The organism is Burkholderia sp. Bp8986 (assembly GCF_003854225.1).
Classification (GTDB): Bacteria; Pseudomonadota; Gammaproteobacteria; order Burkholderiales; family Burkholderiaceae; genus Burkholderia.
This window is the reverse complement of sequence record NZ_QTQM01000003.1, coordinates 75,778-90,484: the sequence shown is the minus strand read 5'-3', so window position 1 is coordinate 90,484 and position 14,707 is coordinate 75,778. Positions and strand designations below refer to the sequence as shown.

The following is a 14,707-nucleotide window of genomic DNA, read 5'->3' as shown; positions in this document are numbered from 1 at the left end:
GCGACCCGCAGGGCCCATCCCGGGCACGGTCGCGCTCCACGCAGCCAGGAGGACAACCATGCAGACTCAAGGACAGACCCGCATCGTCGGCAAGGGGGCCGCAACCGCGGCCGGGCCCGGCCCGGACGTGATGGCAGCCGACACGCTGGAAGGCGACAAGGTCTATACGACCGATGGCGACGACGTCGGCAAGATCAAGGACATCATGCTCGATGTGCGCTCGGGCCGCGTCGCGTACGCCGTGCTGTCGAGCGGCGGCCTGCTCGGCATCGGCGACAAGCTGCTTGCGATTCCGTGGAGCGCGCTCACGCTCGATACCGAGCGCAAGTGTTTCCTGCTGTCGGTCTCATCCGAGCGAGTCCGCAACGCGCCGGGCTTCGACAAGGATCACTGGCCGGCGATGGCCGACCCGCAATGGGCCGAGCCGCTGCACGAGTACTACGGCAGCACGCCGTACTGGAGCGCGGGCGACGAGCTCGGGCTGACCGATCCGACCGAGGACCTGAACGATCCGCGCGCGCGCGACCAGCATTGATCGCTCTCGATTTGCCGGTGTATTAGCCGACGTGCCCCGCGAAAGCGGGGCATTTTTTTGGGCTTTCTTCGTGACGGATCGCCGGGCCGGCCCGGTGCTGTGAAGCCGGCGTCGCGGCCACCTGCCGGACGCGCGACAGTCGTGGCGCGCGCCGCCCGATTGATAACCAAACAACATCAATCCTTCCAAAATTCGCACTTAACGTTTCCCCGTCTCCGGGCGAACATTGCCAAAACGACAATCGGTCGCGCCCCGCGCCATTCCCGCATTCTCTGGAGACACCCTGATGCACCCCTCGCCCAGCCTTTCGACCGGACGTTCGAAGGCCGCCGCGGTATTCCGCGTGACGGCCGGCAACTTCCTCGAGCAGTTCGACTTCTTCCTGTTCGGCTTCTACGCGACGCAGATCGCCGCCGTGTTCTTTCCCACCGCGAACGAGTTCGCCTCGCTGATGATGACCTTCGCGGTCTTCGGCGCCGGCTTCCTGATGCGGCCGCTGGGCGCGATCGTGCTGGGCGCGTACATCGACGACGTCGGCCGCCGCAAGGGCCTGATCGTCACGCTCGCGATCATGGCGAGCGGCACCATCCTGATCGCGTTCGTCCCCGGTTATGCGACGATCGGCCTGCTCGCGCCCGCGCTCGTGCTGATCGGGCGACTGCTGCAGGGCTTTTCGGCAGGCGCGGAACTGGGCGGCGTGTCGGTCTATCTCGCCGAAATGGCCACGCCCGGCCGCAAGGGCTTCTTCACGAGCTGGCAGTCGGCCAGCCAGCAGGTCGCGATCGTCGTCGCGGCCGGCCTCGGCTTCGCGCTCAATCAATGGCTGAGCGCATCGGCGATCGCCGCGTGGGGATGGCGCGTGCCGTTCTTCGTCGGCTGCATGATCGTGCCGTTCATCTTCATGCTGCGCCGCAACCTCGAGGAAACGCAGGAGTTCAAGGCGCGCCGGCACCGCCCGAGCATGAAGGAAGTGTTCGGCACGCTGGCGCACAACTGGGGTGTCGTGGTCGCCGGCATGATGCTGGTCGCGATGACGACCACGAGCTTCTACCTGATCACCGTCTACGCGCCGACGTTCGGCAAGACGGTCCTGCACCTGAGCACCGCCGACAGCCTGCTCGTCACGCTGTGCGTCGGCGTGTCGAACTTCGTGTGGCTGCCGATCGGCGGCGCGCTGTCCGATCGCATCGGCCGCCGGCCGCTGCTGGTCGGCATGACGCTGCTCGCGATCGCCACCGCGTACCCCGCGCTGTCGCTGCTCGCGCATGCGCCGTCGTTCATCAACATGCTGCTCGTGCTGCTGTGGCTGTCGTTCATGTACGGGATCTACAACGGCGCGATGGTTGTCGCGCTGACGGAAGTGATGCCGGTCGAGGTGCGCGTGGCTGGCTTCTCGCTCGCCTACAGCCTCGCGACGGCCGTGTTCGGCGGCTTCACGCCTGCCATCTCCACGGCGCTGATTCACATGACCGGCGACAAGGCCGCACCCGGTTACTGGATGAGCCTCGCCGCGGTGTGCGCGCTGCTCGCGACGTTCGTACTCTATCGCCGCCATCCGGCGACGCTGACACCGGCGCACTGACGCCGCATTCCGAACCCCTGCCCCGACTTCGCACGACCCAGGCCACGACCCGACCATGAAGAACCTGCTCCTGAAACTGTGCGCGACCGCACTCGTCGCCACCTCCGCAATCGCCGCGAACGTGCAGGCCGCCGAGCTGCACGTGATGAGCTCGGGCGGCTTCACCGCCGCCTACAAGCGGCTCGGCCCGCAGTTCGCGGCCCGCACGGGCAACACGCTCGACACCGCGCTCGGCCCGTCGATGGGCAAGTCGCCCGAAGCGATTCCGAACCGGCTGGCGCGCGGCGAGCCGGCCGACGCGGTGATCATGGTCGGCTACGCGCTCGACGACCTGATCAAGCAAGGCAAGGTGATCCCCGGATCGCGCGTCGAGCTGGCCGATTCGCGGATCGGCATGGTCGTGCGCGACGGCGCGGCGAAACCCGACATCAGCTCGGCCGACGGCCTCAGGGAAGCGCTGCTGCATGCGAAGTCGATTGCCTACTCGGACAGCGCGAGCGGCGTCTACATCGAGCGGGAATTGTTCAAGAAGCTCGGCATCGAAGACCAGGTGAAATCGAAGGCGAAGATGATCCCGCGGATCCCGGTCGCCTCCGTGGTCGCGAACGGCGACTACGAAATCGGCTTTCAGCAGGTGAGCGAACTGCTGCCCGTGAAGGGCGCGACCTTCGTCGGCAAGATTCCCGAAGCGCTGCAGTCCGTCACGCGCTTCGCGGCCGGCATCCCGGTCGGCGCGCAGCATCCGGAGGAAGCGAAGGCGCTCCTCGACTATCTCGCGTCGCCCGACGTGCAGGCGGAAGTCAAATCGACCGGGCTGGATTCCGTCTCCGCGCATTGAGCCCGCAACCCGGGAAGGCGCGCGTCAGACCGCCTTCCCGTCGCGCCCGGCGCCGGCCCCGGCATCGTCGGCGCCATTCGGGCCTTCCGGCCCGGCCGCGTTCAGCACCCGCACGAGACGCGCACGATCGCACGCCCCTTCCCACGACGATACGAAGATCACCGCGCACGCATTGCTGATCACGCTCGTCAGCGCACGCGCCTCGGACATGAAGCGATCGATGCCGACCAGCAGCGCGACCCCGGCAACCGGCAGGTCGGGCATCACGGCAAGCGTCGCGACGAGCGCCACGAGCCCGCTGCCGGACACGCCGGCCGCGCCCTTCGACGTCAGCAGCATGACGGCCAGCATCGCCGCGATCTGCGGCGCGGACAGCGGCACGTCGCACGCCTGCGCAATGAACAATGCCGCGAGCGTCAGATAGATCGCGGTGCCGTCCAGGTTGAACGAATAGCCGGCCGGCAACACGAGCCCCACCACGCCCTTGTCGCAACCGAGCGACTCCAGCTTGACGATCAGCCGCGGCAATACCGGCTCCGTCGACGAGGTCGCGAGGACGATCAGCAGCTCCTCGCGCAGGTAGCGCAGCAGCCGCCACAACGCGAATCCGTGCAACCGCGCGAGCGGTGCGAGCACCAGCGCGACGAACAGCCCGCAGGCCATGTAGAACGACATCATCAGCCGCGCGAGCGAGCCGACCGAGCCGATGCCGAAGCGGCCCACCGTGAAGGCCATCGCGCCGAATGCGCCGAGCGGGGCGAGCCGCATGATCATCGCCAGCACGCGAAAGACGATCTGCGCGACGCCGTCGATCAGCGCCAGCACGGGGCGGCCGGCCTGCGGAGCCGCATTGAGCGAAAAGCCGAACAGCAGCGCCAGCAGCAGCACCGGCAGCACCTCGCCCTGCTGGAACGCGCCGAGCATCGTGTCCGGGATCACGCTCAACGCAAACTCGACCAACCCGCGCGGCGGCGCATGCCGCGTATAGGGCGCAAGGACGCTCGCGTCGAGATGGCGAACGTCCACGTGCATGCCGGCGCCCGGCTGCAGCACGAACGCGGCGACGAGCCCGAAGGCGAGCGCGGCGGCGGTCAGCAGATAGAACAGCACCAGCGCGCGGACGATCGTGCGCCCGATGGCGGTCCCGTTCGCCAGCGACGTGATGCCCGACACGATCGTGCAGAACACGACCGGCGCGATCATCATCCGCACGAGGCCGACGAAGGCATCGCCGAGCGGCTTGAGCATCGCGCCCGCCGACGGCCAGAAATGGCCGACGCTCACGCCGAGCACCATCGCCAGCAGAACCTGCACGTAGAGCGAACGAAGCGGTCTTGCCAGCGTCACGATGCGGTCTTGCACGATGTTCCGGCCGCATTCGCCGCATGCGCCACCTGTTTCGATCCATCGCCGCGCTTCGCATCGACGACCGCCTGGTGGAACGCTTCCGCGGCCGGTGTGAGCGGGCGTCCGCGCCGTTTCACGATGCCCACGCGGCGCTTGACCGCCGGCTCGACGAGCGGCACGCTCGTGAGCAGCGGATGGTCGTGCCCGGGCATCGCCATCGACGGTACCGCGGCGACGCCGAGCCCTGCCTCGACCAGCCCGAGCATGGTCGTCACGTGGCGCGTCTCGCACACGCTCGGCGCCCGCGGCGCGACGCTCGTCAGCGCCTGGTCGAGCAACAGGCGGTTGCCGGACGTCTTGTCCACCGACACATACTCGTACTCGTAAAGCTCGTTCCAGGTCACGCGCTTCTTGCGCGCGAGCGGATGGTCGCGCCGGCACGCGGCGACGAACCGCTCCTGCAGCAGCAGCTTGAACTCGACCTCGGGCTCCTGGCTGCCCATGAAGCTCACGCCGAAATCGGCCTCGCCGCTGATGACGGCGCTCAGCACCTCGTTCGCGCTCGCGTCCAGCAGCTTGACCCGGATGCGCGGAAAGCGGCGGTGATAGCTTGCGATCACGTTCGGCAGAAAGTAGTAGGCGACCGACGGCACGCACGCGATCGTCACGTGACCGAGCCGGCTCGACGAAACGTCGCGGATGCCGAGCAGCGCGACGTCGAGATCGTCCAGCAACTGCTCGGCGCTCGGCGCGAACACGCGGCCGACGGTGGTCAGCGAGACGCTGCGCGTGGTGCGCTCGAACAGACGCACGCCGAGCGCTTCCTCCAGTTTGTCGATCCGGCGGCTCAACGCGGGCTGCGAAATGCTGATCGCCTCGGCGGCCTTCCGGAAGCTGCCCAGCTCCACCACCGCGCGAAACGCCTGCAAATCGGTCAAATCGAAGTTGATTCCCACGGGCCGTGTCTCCGCATCTCGAATGCCCGGTATTTTGCATGATTCGGGCAGCCACACCCAGCCCGGAGATGCCCGGCTCCGCCGCCCCGCTACGCGCGATGCCGCAACGCATCGATCACGATCGAAAACGCGCGCGACGCCTGGCGGCGGCTCGGGTAGTACGCGTGATAGCCGGGAAAGACCGGGCACCAGTCCGGCATCACGATGCGCAGCCTGCCGGCGTGCACGTGGTCGAGCACGATGTCCTCGGTGACGAACGCGATGCCGAATCCGTCGAGCGCCGCCTGCAGCATCTGCGGCTGCGTGTTGCAGGTGATCCGCCCGTTCACGCGCGCCTGGATCTCGTTCCTGCCCTTCTTCAGCTCCCATGCGTAGATGCCCTTCGCGGTCGCGAGCCGCAGCGTCACGCAATCGTGATCGAGCAGGTCCTGCGGCGTCTTCGGCGGCTTGCGGCCGTCGAAATAGGCCGGCGACGCAACCATCGCCATCCGGATGTCCGGGCTGATGCGCACCGCGATCATGTCCTTCGCGACCTGGTTGCCGTAGCGCACGCCGATGTCGTAGCGCTCCTCGACGATGTTCGACAGCCCGTAGTCGACCGAGAACTCGACGCGGATGTCGGGGTAGTCGGGCAGCACCTTCCTGAGCTTCGGCCAGATGATCGTGTCGATCGGATGCTCGGTGGCCGTGATCCGCACGACGCCGGCCGGCTTGTCGCGGAAATCGGCCACCGCGGCGAGCTTCGTTTCGATCTCGTCGATGCGCGGCGCGACGGTCCGGAACAGTTCCTCGCCCGCTTCGGTCGTCGCCACGCTGCGCGTCGTGCGCGTCAGCAGCCGCACGCCGAGCCGCGCTTCGAAATCGCGCACCGTCTGGCTCAGCGCCGATTGCGACACACCGAGGCGCGCCGCCGCGCGCGTGAAGCTCCGGTCGCGCGCCACCGCGAGAAACGCCAGCAGATCGTTGAGGTTTTCGCGCGGCATGTCGGACGGCTCCTGTCGAAACGGACGCCCATCCTAGCACCGACGCCGCCGCGCGCCACGCGGTACGGCCTCCGTCGATTCATTAGACTGACTTATAAGTCCAAGCGCAGTGCGCTACTTAATCGATCGATCGTGGGTCGATAGACTGCGAAGCCTTCGGGTCCCCATGCGGCCGTAGCCGCCTTTGGGGATCTCCCCTGCATTCCTTTCCGGAGTCCGTCTCGTGAAATCCGCTCTTCGCCTTCTCGTCGCCGCACTCGCCGTGTCCGGCCCGTTGTTCGCCCATGCGCAGGGCCTGACGCGCGAGCAGGTGCGCGAAGACATGATTCGCTACGAAGCCGCCGGCTTCAATCCGGCACGCGCGAATCCGCGCACGTGGGTGGACGATGCCCAAGCCGCGTCCGTACGCGTCATGGCCGCGCACGATGCCGGCGCCCGCACGCATCTGGCCGATCGCGGCGCGGCCGCCGCGCGCTGCGACTGACCGACGCCGCCCCTTCGCCCACGATCCGCACCGCTTCAACGATGCAAGCCGTTGCCACTTCCGACCGGCGCCCCGCGCCCGTTCAAACCGCCGCATGGGGCGCCGTCCTCGCGATGGCGCTCGGCGCGTTCGCGCTCGTCGCGTCCGAATTCATGCCGGTCAGCCTGCTGACGCCGATCGCCACCGACTTGCACGTCAGCGAAGGCCAGGCGGGCCAGGCCATTTCCGTGTCCGGCGCCTTCGCGCTCGTGACGAGCCTGTTCATCGCGTCGCTGGCCGGGCGGCGCGATCGCAAGCGGCTGCTGCTCGTGCTGACGCTGCTGACGATCGTCTCCGGCACGATCGTTGCGTTCGCACCGAATTACGTTGCCTTCATCGCGGGGCGCGCACTGATCGGTGTTGCGATCGGCGGGTTCTGGTCGATGTCGGCCGCGACCGCGATGCGGCTGGTGCCCGATGGCGAGGTGCCGCGCGCGCTGGCGATCGTGAACGGCGGCAACGCGCTCGCGACCGTCGTCGCGGCGCCGCTCGGCAGCTTTCTCGGCGGCATCGTCGGCTGGCGCTGGGCATTCTTCTGCGTCGTGCCGGTCGCGGCGCTCGCGTTCGGCTGGAAACTCGTCAGCCTGCCGCCGATGAAAGCCGCATCGCACGCGGCGCCCGCCAATGCGCTCGCACTGCTCGGCCGCGTGCCGGTCGCGCTCGGCATGGCGGCCGTCAGCCTGCTGTTCATGGGACAGTTCGCGCTGTTCACGTACCTGCGGCCGTTCCTCGAAACGGTGACGCACGTCGGCAATGCCACGCTGTCGCTGATGCTGCTCGCGATCGGCGTGGCCGGGGTCGCGGGGACGATCCTGATCGGTGCGCGCCTGAAGAACGGGCTGTACCGCACGCTCGGCGTCATCCCGCTGCTGATGGCCGCGATCGCCGTCGCGCTCGTGTGGTGCGGCGCGTCGACCGCCGCCACCGCGGGCCTGCTTGCCCTGTGGGGACTGACCGGCACGGCCGCGCCCGTCGGCTGGTGGACGTGGCTCGCGCGCACGCTGCCGCATGACGCGGAAGCCGGCGGCGGCCTGATGGTCGCGGTCGTGCAGCTCGCGATCGCGCTCGGCGCGACGACGGGCGGCCTGCTGTACGACCTGCACGGCTATCGCGCGACCTTCGCGATGAGTGCGGCGCTGCTCGTTTGCGCCGGCGTGGCGGCGTTCGCGGCGGGACGCGCCGCCGCGGCGCGCACGGCAGGCGGCTGAGCACCGCACGACGGCGCTCTAGGCCGCTCCGGGCCGCTCGATGCCGTTTTGCAAGTCGTACCGTGCAAGGCGGCTGGAGCATCGCCTGGGGCTGCTTGGATCCCCTGTCCCCTGCCATCACCGGATGCGGCTCCGACACACGACGCGTCCATCTCGACCGCACGCGGCATGCCGGTTGCTGCATGTCGTCGATATCGTCGATACGGGAGCCGCCGATGCACACACTGCCGATGTTCCGCCCCGGCAACGCCTTCGATCGGCCTGTCGCGCGCGCCCGAGCATGCCGCTTCGCGCGCGCGGCGTCGGCCTGCACCGGAGGACTGGCATGAAGCGCGACGCGAGCACGAAACCGGCGGCGGTCCCGGCCGCCGCCGACACACCGGCCACGCTCGACGCATGCCGCCGCTGCGGGCTGTGGGAACATGCGACACAGCCGGTGCCCGGCGCCGGGCCCGCCGACGCGCGCATCATGCTGGTCGGCGAACAGCCGGGCGACCAGGAGGACCGCGCGGGCATCCCGTTCGTCGGCGCGGCGGGCCGCATGCTCGACCGCGCGCTCGACGAGGCCGGTATCGCACGCACGAGCGTCTACCTGACCAACGCGGTCAAGCACTTCAAATGGGAACCGCGCGGCAAGCGGCGGCTGCACAAGACGCCCGCGCAGCGCGAGGTCGCCGCCTGCCGCTACTGGCTCGAACGCGAGCTCGACGCGGTGAGCCCGCGCGTGATCGTCGCGCTCGGCGCGACGGCGCTGCGCGCGGTGCTGCAGGACAACGACGCGACGGTGGAGCGCACGCGCAAGCCGGTGCGCTCGCCGGACGGCTGTCTCGTCGTCGCGACCTATCACCCGTCCTACGTGCTGCGCACGCGCGGCGCCGATTCGCGCGAGCATGCGTACCGGACGCTCGTCGACGCGCTGCGCACCGCGTCGCGCCTCGCGCGCGGCAACGGCGGCGCGCACGAGGCATCCGGAGACGCCGAATGAGCAACCTGCGCGGCGGCGCGTCGCGCGACACCCCGGCCGCCACCACCGCCGCGAAGCCCTGGTACCGTCGGCTCGGCCCCGGCCTGCTCGCGGGCGCGTCCGACGCCGATCCGAGCAACGTCGCCGTCTATGCGCAGGCCGGCAGCCAGTTCGGCTTCCACATGCTATGGATGATCGTGATCACGCTGCCGATGATGGTGGCCGTGCAGCTCGCGGCGGCATTCATCGGGCGCGCCAACCGCGAAGGCCTCGTGGCCGGCATCCGCGAGCAGTTCTCCGTCCGCCTCGCCAAGGCCCTGATCGTCATGGTGGTGATCGTCAATGTCGTGAACGTCGGCGCCGACCTCGCCGCGATGGGTGATGCGACCGCGCTCGTCGCCGGCGGCCGCAGCTACTGGTATGCGCCCGTCTACGGCATCGCGTCGCTCGCGCTGCAGGTGCTGCTGTCCTACGAACGCTACGCGCGCTGGCTCAAATGGATGACGTTCGGCCTGCTCGCCTACGTGCTCGAACTCGGCTTCGTGCACATCGACTGGCGCGGCCTGCTGCACGCGATCGTCCTGCCGCACATCGCGTTCACGCACGACTATGCGACGACGGCGGTCGCGGTGCTCGGCACGACACTGAGCCCGTACCTGTTCGTATGGCAGGCCGCGCTCGAAGTCGAGGAAACCCAGGCCGAGCGCCGCAACGGCGACACCGCGTGCACGCCCGGCGCGCGCCGTGAAACCGGGCGGCGCATCACGTTCGACACCTGGACCGGGATGATCGTCACCAACGCGGTGTCGTTCTGCATCATGGTGATCGGCGCGGCGGTGTTCTTCTCGCACGGCAAGCACGACATCGGCTCCACTGCGCAGGCTGCCGAGGCGCTGCGCCCGATCGCCGGCGAGGCGGCATTCGTCGTGTTCGCGTTCGGCATCGTCGGCTGCGGGCTGCTCGCGATCCCCGCGTTCGCGGGCAGCGCCGCATACGGCTGCGCGGAGGCGTGGCGGTTCCGTGAAGGGCTGAACGAGCCGGTGCGGCGCGCACCCGCGTTCTATGCGGTACTGGCCGGCTGCGTGATCGTCGGCATCGCGATCTGCTTCAGCCCGGTCGATCCGATCAAGGCGTTGTACTGGAGCGCGGTGCTCAACGGCGTCGCGGCGGTGCCGATGCTGGTGCTCGTGATGCTGCTGTCGCAGCGGCGCGATGCGGCCGGCCAGCCGGGCAGCGGCATCGCGTCGAAGGTATTCGGGTGGCTGGCGGTCGCGCTGATGGCGGCATCGGTGGTCGTGATGGCCGCGAACATGCTGAGCTGACCAGGGCGGCATGGTTGCGCCTGCAACCGTTCACGCGTGACGGACGGCGTGGAAAGCGAACGACCCTGACGATCGGGTGACAACCGGGCACGCCGCGCGAGCGGCGTCGCCCGGTTGCCCGACCGGCAGCGTCACATCATCTTGCCGCGCGACTTTTCGGCCCGCGCCGCATCGGCCGCCGACTCGACCTTCTTCACTTCCTCCGGCGGCGGCAGCACCGCCTTGAAGCCCATCGAGTCGATCCACATCTCGCGCGCCCAGCCGCGGGTGTGATACAGGTGATGGTCCTCGTCCGCCTCCACCTCGTCGTGCGCGGCCTTCAGCGCCTTCGCCGCGTCGCGATCGCGCAGCTGGTCGGCCGCATAGCCGATCAGCTCCCAGTTCAGGTGGTCCTTCGTCTCGGCGAGGACCACGCACTCGGCCGCGACGATCTGCGCGACCGCCGGGTCGGCCTGCTTCTTCGCCTGCTCGATCACCTGGACGAGCGACTTGCCGGTCGCCGCCACGGCGGCGCGCCCCGGCGACTGCGTATCCGGATCGAGGCCGAGCGTGTCGAATACCTTGCGCAGCACTTCCTGGTGATGCATCGTTTCGCGGTGGTACTTCTCCCATTCCTTGTGCAGGTCCTCGTCGGTCGCACACTTGAGCGCGGCCTCGTAGATCTTCGCGCCGCCGAGCTCGGTTTCGTATGCCTGGCACAGCAACGCCAGGATGCCTTCGTGCTTCGATTGCCGTTGGCCCATGACTGCTTCTCCGAAAAAACGGGCCGCCCGCGCGGCCCTGGGGTTGAACCGGGCACGCGTTACTGCGCGCCCACCTTGCGCTGGAGTGCTTCCGCCATGCTCAGGTGATGCCTGAGCGTCGGCAGCGCCGCGGTCGCGAACGCCCGCAGCTGCGCGTCCTGGCCGCCGCGCGCCTCGTCTTCGAACAGCGCGACCGCCTTCTTGTGCGCGTCCGGGCCGGCCGCGGCCACATACGCCGTGTCGAAGTCGTGTCCGCTCTTGCCGCGCAGCGCTTCGACGTCCGGGTCGTGGATCTGCTCGACCTGCGGCTTCATGCCCGCGCGCGCGGCGACCTCGTCGAGCTTCGCGTTCGCCTTGCCGTGGTCGGCCACCATGCGTTGCGCGAACGCGCGCACGTCCGGCGACCGCGCCTGCTTCAACGCGAGCTGGCTCGCCTGCACTTCGGCCTTGCCGGCCAGCGCGGCCTTGTCGACGAATTCCGCATCGCCGCGCTGCGGCGCCTTCGCGATGCCCGGATCGCCCGCGCCGGCGGCGCCCGACGACGGGTTGATCACGCCGCCCGGCACATGCGAATTCGACGCGGGCGGCTCGCTCGGCGCCTGTGCCTGCGCGAGCCCCGCCATGGCGAGTACGCCCGCGGCGAGCGCCGCGATCGTCCAGTTGGGTTGTTTCATGCGCTTTCTCCTGGTGTGGCGGGAGTCGTCACCCGCCGACGATCGAGCCGCCGTTCGGATGCAAGGTCTGTCCCGTCATGTAGCTCGCGCCGTCCGACGCGAGCAGCACATAGCAGCCGATCAGCTCGTCCGGCTGCCCCGGCCGCTTGAGCGGCACGTTCGAGCCGAACGTCGCGACCTGTTCGGCGGTGAAGGTCGACGGGATCAGCGGCGTCCAGATCGGCCCCGGCGCGACGGCGTTCACGCGAATGTCGCGCTCGGCCAGCTCGATCGACAGAGAACGCGTGAACGCGACGATCGCGCCCTTGGTCGCCGAGTAGTCGGGCAGCTTCGGGCTGCCGTGATACGCGGTCACCGACGCGGTGTTGACGATGCGCCCGCCCGCTTTCATGTGCGGCAGCGCGGCCTGCGTGCAGAAGAACATGCCGTACACGTTCGTGCGGAACGTGCGCTCGAGCTGCTCCTCGGTCACGTCCTCGATGCCCGGCTGCGGGTGCTGTTCGCCCGCGTTGTTGACCAGCACGTCGAGGCGCCCCAGCCGCTCGACCGTGCGCGCGACGGCGTCGCGCGCCTGCCGGCGGTCGCCGACGTCGCAAGCGATGGCCTCGCAGCGCCGACCCGCCTGCTCGATCAGGCGCTTCGTGTGCGCGGCATCGTCGGATTCGTTCAGGTAGACGATCGCGACGTCCGCGCCTTCCTTCGCGAAACCGATCGCGACCGCGCGGCCGATCCCGCTGTCGCCGCCCGTCACGAGCGCGACCTTGCCGGCGAGCCTGCCGCTGCCGACGTAGTCGGCCGCCTCGTCGCGCGGCTTCGGATGCATGTCCCGCTCGGTGCCCGGCTGCCGGGCCTGTTCCTGGGGTGGCAGGGTCTTTGCCGTCGTCATGGGTTCCTCCTTGAACGGGTGTCGGCGAGACGTCGCAAGCGGCATGCCGCGCGGCGGCCCGGCCCGGTGCACGCGCGATGCCCGCGCGCCGCGCGCCGCGTTGCAAGCGCGTGCAGAAACGGCATGCTCAGCGCGGCGTGCCCTGCGTCGTGCCGTCCGGCCGGCGCACCGGATCGAAGTCGCGCCATTCGCCGTCCTGCCAGTCGCCTTCGACACGTTCGATCGCTTGCGCACCGGTCGCACGCAGCACGTCTTCCGCGGTGGCCGCGGTCGTCGACGTCACGCGCGCGGCCAGGATCACGCCGGTTTCGGTCTTCGCGAGCGCGCCCTTGCCTTCGGCCTGCTCGCCGCGCATCCGGCCGAGCGCGCCGCCGAACGCACCGAGATAGGCACCGGCGAGCGCACCGGCGGCCGGCACGAACCAGTAGCGCACGCCGAACGCATAGACGATCAGCCCGACGATCGCGCCGATCAGCAGCCCGCGCAGCGCGCCGACCAGCGCGCCGCGCCCGCCGGGCTTCGCGGCCGTATCGGCATACACGTCGCCGCCGATCGGAAAGCGCGCGTGCTGGCCGCCCGGGTTCAGGAAGAAGATCGACACGTCGTCCGGGCCGAACGCGCGCTCGTAAAGGTGGCGCGCCCCACCTTCCGCTTCATCGAACGTCGTGAAGCGGCCTGCGACGATCATCGCCATGGTCGTGCTCCTCGTGGCCGTAGGGTGCCGCGCACGCGAGCGCGGGCGCGACGCGACGCGGGCGCGCTCACATCAGCCGCCCGAGCTCCTTGGATACCGATGCCGGCGTGCCGTATTCGCGATCGGGGATCTGCCTGAGCATGTCGAGTACGCGCGGATCGGCATGCGAGCGCTCCGCGCACTCGACCACCTCCGCCTTGCTCGCCGGATAGTCCATCCCCTTCAGCGCCTTCTGCACGTCGACCGGGCTCGGCGCCTTGCCGTGCCCGCTCTGGTGGCCGCCCTTGTCGTGATCCTGCTGCTCGCGCTCGCCTTCATGCGCACGCGCGTGGCTGTATTCGTGGCCCGTATGTTGTCGGGATGACATGGAAACCTCCTTCGAATGAAAAACGGAAAGGCACGCCATTACGTCGGGGTGCGCCGCGACCGCGCGAACGCGGCCACCATCAGCGCCGCCGCGCCCAGCGCGACCGCGCCCGCGACCTTCGGCCGCTGCACCACCGCGTTGTATGCGCAAGCGCGCAGCACGGGCCCGTCCATCCCTTCGCGCTCGTGCAGCGCATGGCGGGACTCGTATAGCGCGTTGTCGTCGCGCGGCCGCGCGGGGCGCACCGTGCGCTGGCCGCGCGAGAACAGCGTGGCCGCGATGCGATCGAACAGGCGCGGCGCGTGATACGCGCCGGCCGACGTGAGCTTCGCGGCACCGCCGACGAACAGCGCGCGGCGCGGGTGCGCCGCCGCGAACAGGATCGCGTCGGCGACGAGCTCCGGGTCGTAGATCGGCGGCGGCAGCCGCGCCTCGACATTCATGTAGTTCTTCGCGTGCATCACGAACATCGTGTCGATCGCGGCCGGCTTGATCAGCGTGACGGACACCGGCAGGCGATCGGACTCGAGCTCGAGGCGCAGCGAATCGGTGAAACCCTTCACCGCGTGCTTCGATGCCGCATACGCGCTCTGCAGCGGCACCGGCGCGTCGGACGCCTCGCTGCCCATGTTGATGATCGCGCCGCCGTGGAAATCGCTCTTGCGCCGGAAATGATCCGACGCGACGAGCGAGCCGTGCACGACACCCCAGTAGTTGGTGTCGAACAGCCTGCGCTGATCCTCGAGCGGCACCGCCGCCGCCGTGCCGAAGATCGACACGCCCGCGTTGTTGACCCAGGTGTCGAAGCCGCCATAGGTATCGGCCGCCGTCGCGGCCGCGCGCTGCAGATCCTCGAGAATGCCGACGTCGCCGGCGACCGGCACCGCGAGGCCGCCGTGCTGGCGGATTTCCTCGCACAGCGTGTTCAGCGCGTCTGCGTTGCGCGCGAACAGCACCAGCTTCGCCCCGCGCCGTGCCGCCTTGCGCGCGGTGACGAGGCCGATGCCGCTGGTGGCGCCCGTGATCACGATCGTCTGCTCGCCGACCGGTTTGAGCATGCAGTTCATCACTGGACTCCTTCTGCG

Annotated in this window: 16 protein-coding genes; 7 read left to right on the top strand and 9 right to left on the bottom strand. The window is 69.4% G+C overall.

What is annotated here, in order from left to right:
* The first annotated feature begins 58 nt into the window (after positions 1-58).
* From DID99_RS04270 to DID99_RS04260, 3 genes are all read left to right on the top strand, one after another.
* Positions 59-535, top strand: coding sequence for a PRC-barrel domain-containing protein (locus DID99_RS04270; protein ID WP_124666142.1), 477 nt, complete (start codon positions 59-61; stop codon positions 533-535).
* Between the two features lie 286 nt (positions 536-821).
* A complete protein-coding gene (locus tag DID99_RS04265; RefSeq protein WP_124521708.1) occupies positions 822-2,117 on the top strand; it encodes an MFS transporter in 1,296 nt (431 codons plus the stop codon).
* Positions 2,118-2,172: 55 nt separating this feature from the next.
* Complete coding sequence (locus DID99_RS04260; RefSeq protein WP_124666141.1) at positions 2,173-2,955, top strand: substrate-binding domain-containing protein; 783 nt, start codon at positions 2,173-2,175, stop codon at positions 2,953-2,955.
* Between the two features lie 24 nt (positions 2,956-2,979).
* On the opposite strand, the gene dctA is transcribed toward DID99_RS04260, so the two are convergent.
* From dctA to DID99_RS04245, 3 genes are all read right to left on the bottom strand, one after another.
* Positions 2,980-4,302 (bottom strand): C4-dicarboxylate transporter DctA, encoded by a 1,323-nt coding sequence (gene dctA / locus DID99_RS04255; RefSeq protein ID WP_082088427.1) that lies wholly within the window; start codon positions 4,300-4,302, stop codon positions 2,980-2,982.
* The gene (locus tag DID99_RS04250; protein ID WP_124666140.1) at positions 4,299-5,258 is read right to left on the bottom strand and encodes a LysR family transcriptional regulator; all 960 of its coding nucleotides are present in this window, start codon (positions 5,256-5,258) and stop codon (positions 4,299-4,301) included. The genes dctA and DID99_RS04250 overlap by 4 nt, the downstream gene beginning before the upstream one ends.
* Before the next feature lie 89 nt (positions 5,259-5,347).
* On the bottom strand, positions 5,348-6,241 hold the full coding sequence (locus DID99_RS04245) for a LysR family transcriptional regulator (RefSeq protein WP_124528740.1): 894 nt from the start codon (positions 6,239-6,241) through the stop codon (positions 5,348-5,350).
* 223 nt (positions 6,242-6,464) lie between these two features.
* Here DID99_RS04245 and DID99_RS04240 point away from each other — a divergent pair, with 223 nt between their 5' ends.
* The 4 genes from DID99_RS04240 (at position 6,465) to DID99_RS04225 (ending at position 10,258) form a co-directional block, all read left to right on the top strand.
* Positions 6,465-6,725 (top strand): DUF4148 domain-containing protein, encoded by a 261-nt coding sequence (locus DID99_RS04240; RefSeq protein ID WP_124521700.1) that lies wholly within the window; start codon positions 6,465-6,467, stop codon positions 6,723-6,725.
* Positions 6,726-6,766: 41 nt separating this feature from the next.
* Complete coding sequence (locus DID99_RS04235) at positions 6,767-7,972, top strand: MFS transporter (protein ID WP_124666139.1); 1,206 nt, start codon at positions 6,767-6,769, stop codon at positions 7,970-7,972.
* A 325-nt stretch (positions 7,973-8,297) separates the two neighbouring features.
* Entirely contained in the window at positions 8,298-8,957 is a 660-nt protein-coding gene (locus tag DID99_RS04230) for a UdgX family uracil-DNA binding protein (RefSeq protein WP_124485788.1), read from the top strand.
* Positions 8,954-10,258, top strand: a complete 1,305-nt coding sequence (locus DID99_RS04225; RefSeq protein WP_124666138.1) for an NRAMP family divalent metal transporter — start codon at positions 8,954-8,956, stop codon at positions 10,256-10,258. The genes DID99_RS04230 and DID99_RS04225 overlap by 4 nt, the downstream gene beginning before the upstream one ends.
* A gap of 131 nt (positions 10,259-10,389) precedes the next feature.
* Here the strand turns inward: DID99_RS04225 and DID99_RS04220 are convergent, their stop codons facing one another.
* The 6 genes from DID99_RS04220 to DID99_RS04195 form a co-directional block, all read right to left on the bottom strand.
* Positions 10,390-11,001 carry a DUF892 family protein gene (locus DID99_RS04220; protein ID WP_044843370.1) on the bottom strand — a complete coding sequence of 204 codons (612 nt, stop codon included), beginning with the start codon at positions 10,999-11,001 and terminating at the stop codon, positions 10,390-10,392.
* Positions 11,002-11,060: 59 nt separating this feature from the next.
* The gene (locus tag DID99_RS04215; protein WP_124666137.1) at positions 11,061-11,675 is read right to left on the bottom strand and encodes a DUF4142 domain-containing protein; all 615 of its coding nucleotides are present in this window, start codon (positions 11,673-11,675) and stop codon (positions 11,061-11,063) included.
* Positions 11,676-11,703: 28 nt separating this feature from the next.
* Positions 11,704-12,561, bottom strand: a complete 858-nt coding sequence (locus tag DID99_RS04210) for an SDR family oxidoreductase (RefSeq protein WP_044843368.1) — start codon at positions 12,559-12,561, stop codon at positions 11,704-11,706.
* A 127-nt stretch (positions 12,562-12,688) separates the two neighbouring features.
* Positions 12,689-13,255, bottom strand: a complete 567-nt coding sequence (locus DID99_RS04205) for a hypothetical protein (protein ID WP_124485785.1) — start codon at positions 13,253-13,255, stop codon at positions 12,689-12,691.
* A gap of 67 nt (positions 13,256-13,322) precedes the next feature.
* On the bottom strand, positions 13,323-13,622 hold the full coding sequence (locus DID99_RS04200; RefSeq protein WP_044843366.1) for a DUF2795 domain-containing protein: 300 nt from the start codon (positions 13,620-13,622) through the stop codon (positions 13,323-13,325).
* A gap of 38 nt (positions 13,623-13,660) precedes the next feature.
* Entirely contained in the window at positions 13,661-14,689 is a 1,029-nt protein-coding gene (locus DID99_RS04195) for an SDR family oxidoreductase (RefSeq protein WP_124666136.1), read from the bottom strand.
* Between the last annotated feature and the right edge of the window lie 18 nt (positions 14,690-14,707).

Coding starts and splice junctions, on each gene's coding strand:
- DID99_RS04205 (WP_124485785.1), bottom strand. CDS start 13,255: ATGGCGATGATCGTCGCAGGCCGCTTCACGACGTTCGATGAAGCGGAA.
- DID99_RS04230 (WP_124485788.1), top strand. CDS start 8,298: ATGAAGCGCGACGCGAGCACGAAACCGGCGGCGGTCCCGGCCGCCGCC.
- DID99_RS04215 (WP_124666137.1), bottom strand. CDS start 11,675: ATGAAACAACCCAACTGGACGATCGCGGCGCTCGCCGCGGGCGTACTC.
- DID99_RS04235 (WP_124666139.1), top strand. CDS start 6,767: ATGCAAGCCGTTGCCACTTCCGACCGGCGCCCCGCGCCCGTTCAAACC.
- DID99_RS04260 (WP_124666141.1), top strand. CDS start 2,173: ATGAAGAACCTGCTCCTGAAACTGTGCGCGACCGCACTCGTCGCCACC.
- DID99_RS04245 (WP_124528740.1), bottom strand. CDS start 6,241: ATGCCGCGCGAAAACCTCAACGATCTGCTGGCGTTTCTCGCGGTGGCG.
- DID99_RS04225 (WP_124666138.1), top strand. CDS start 8,954: ATGAGCAACCTGCGCGGCGGCGCGTCGCGCGACACCCCGGCCGCCACC.
- DID99_RS04200 (WP_044843366.1), bottom strand. CDS start 13,622: ATGTCATCCCGACAACATACGGGCCACGAATACAGCCACGCGCGTGCG.
- DID99_RS04220 (WP_044843370.1), bottom strand. CDS start 11,001: ATGGGCCAACGGCAATCGAAGCACGAAGGCATCCTGGCGTTGCTGTGC.
- DID99_RS04210 (WP_044843368.1), bottom strand. CDS start 12,561: ATGACGACGGCAAAGACCCTGCCACCCCAGGAACAGGCCCGGCAGCCG.
- DID99_RS04195 (WP_124666136.1), bottom strand. CDS start 14,689: ATGAACTGCATGCTCAAACCGGTCGGCGAGCAGACGATCGTGATCACG.
- DID99_RS04270 (WP_124666142.1), top strand. CDS start 59: ATGCAGACTCAAGGACAGACCCGCATCGTCGGCAAGGGGGCCGCAACC.
- DID99_RS04265 (WP_124521708.1), top strand. CDS start 822: ATGCACCCCTCGCCCAGCCTTTCGACCGGACGTTCGAAGGCCGCCGCG.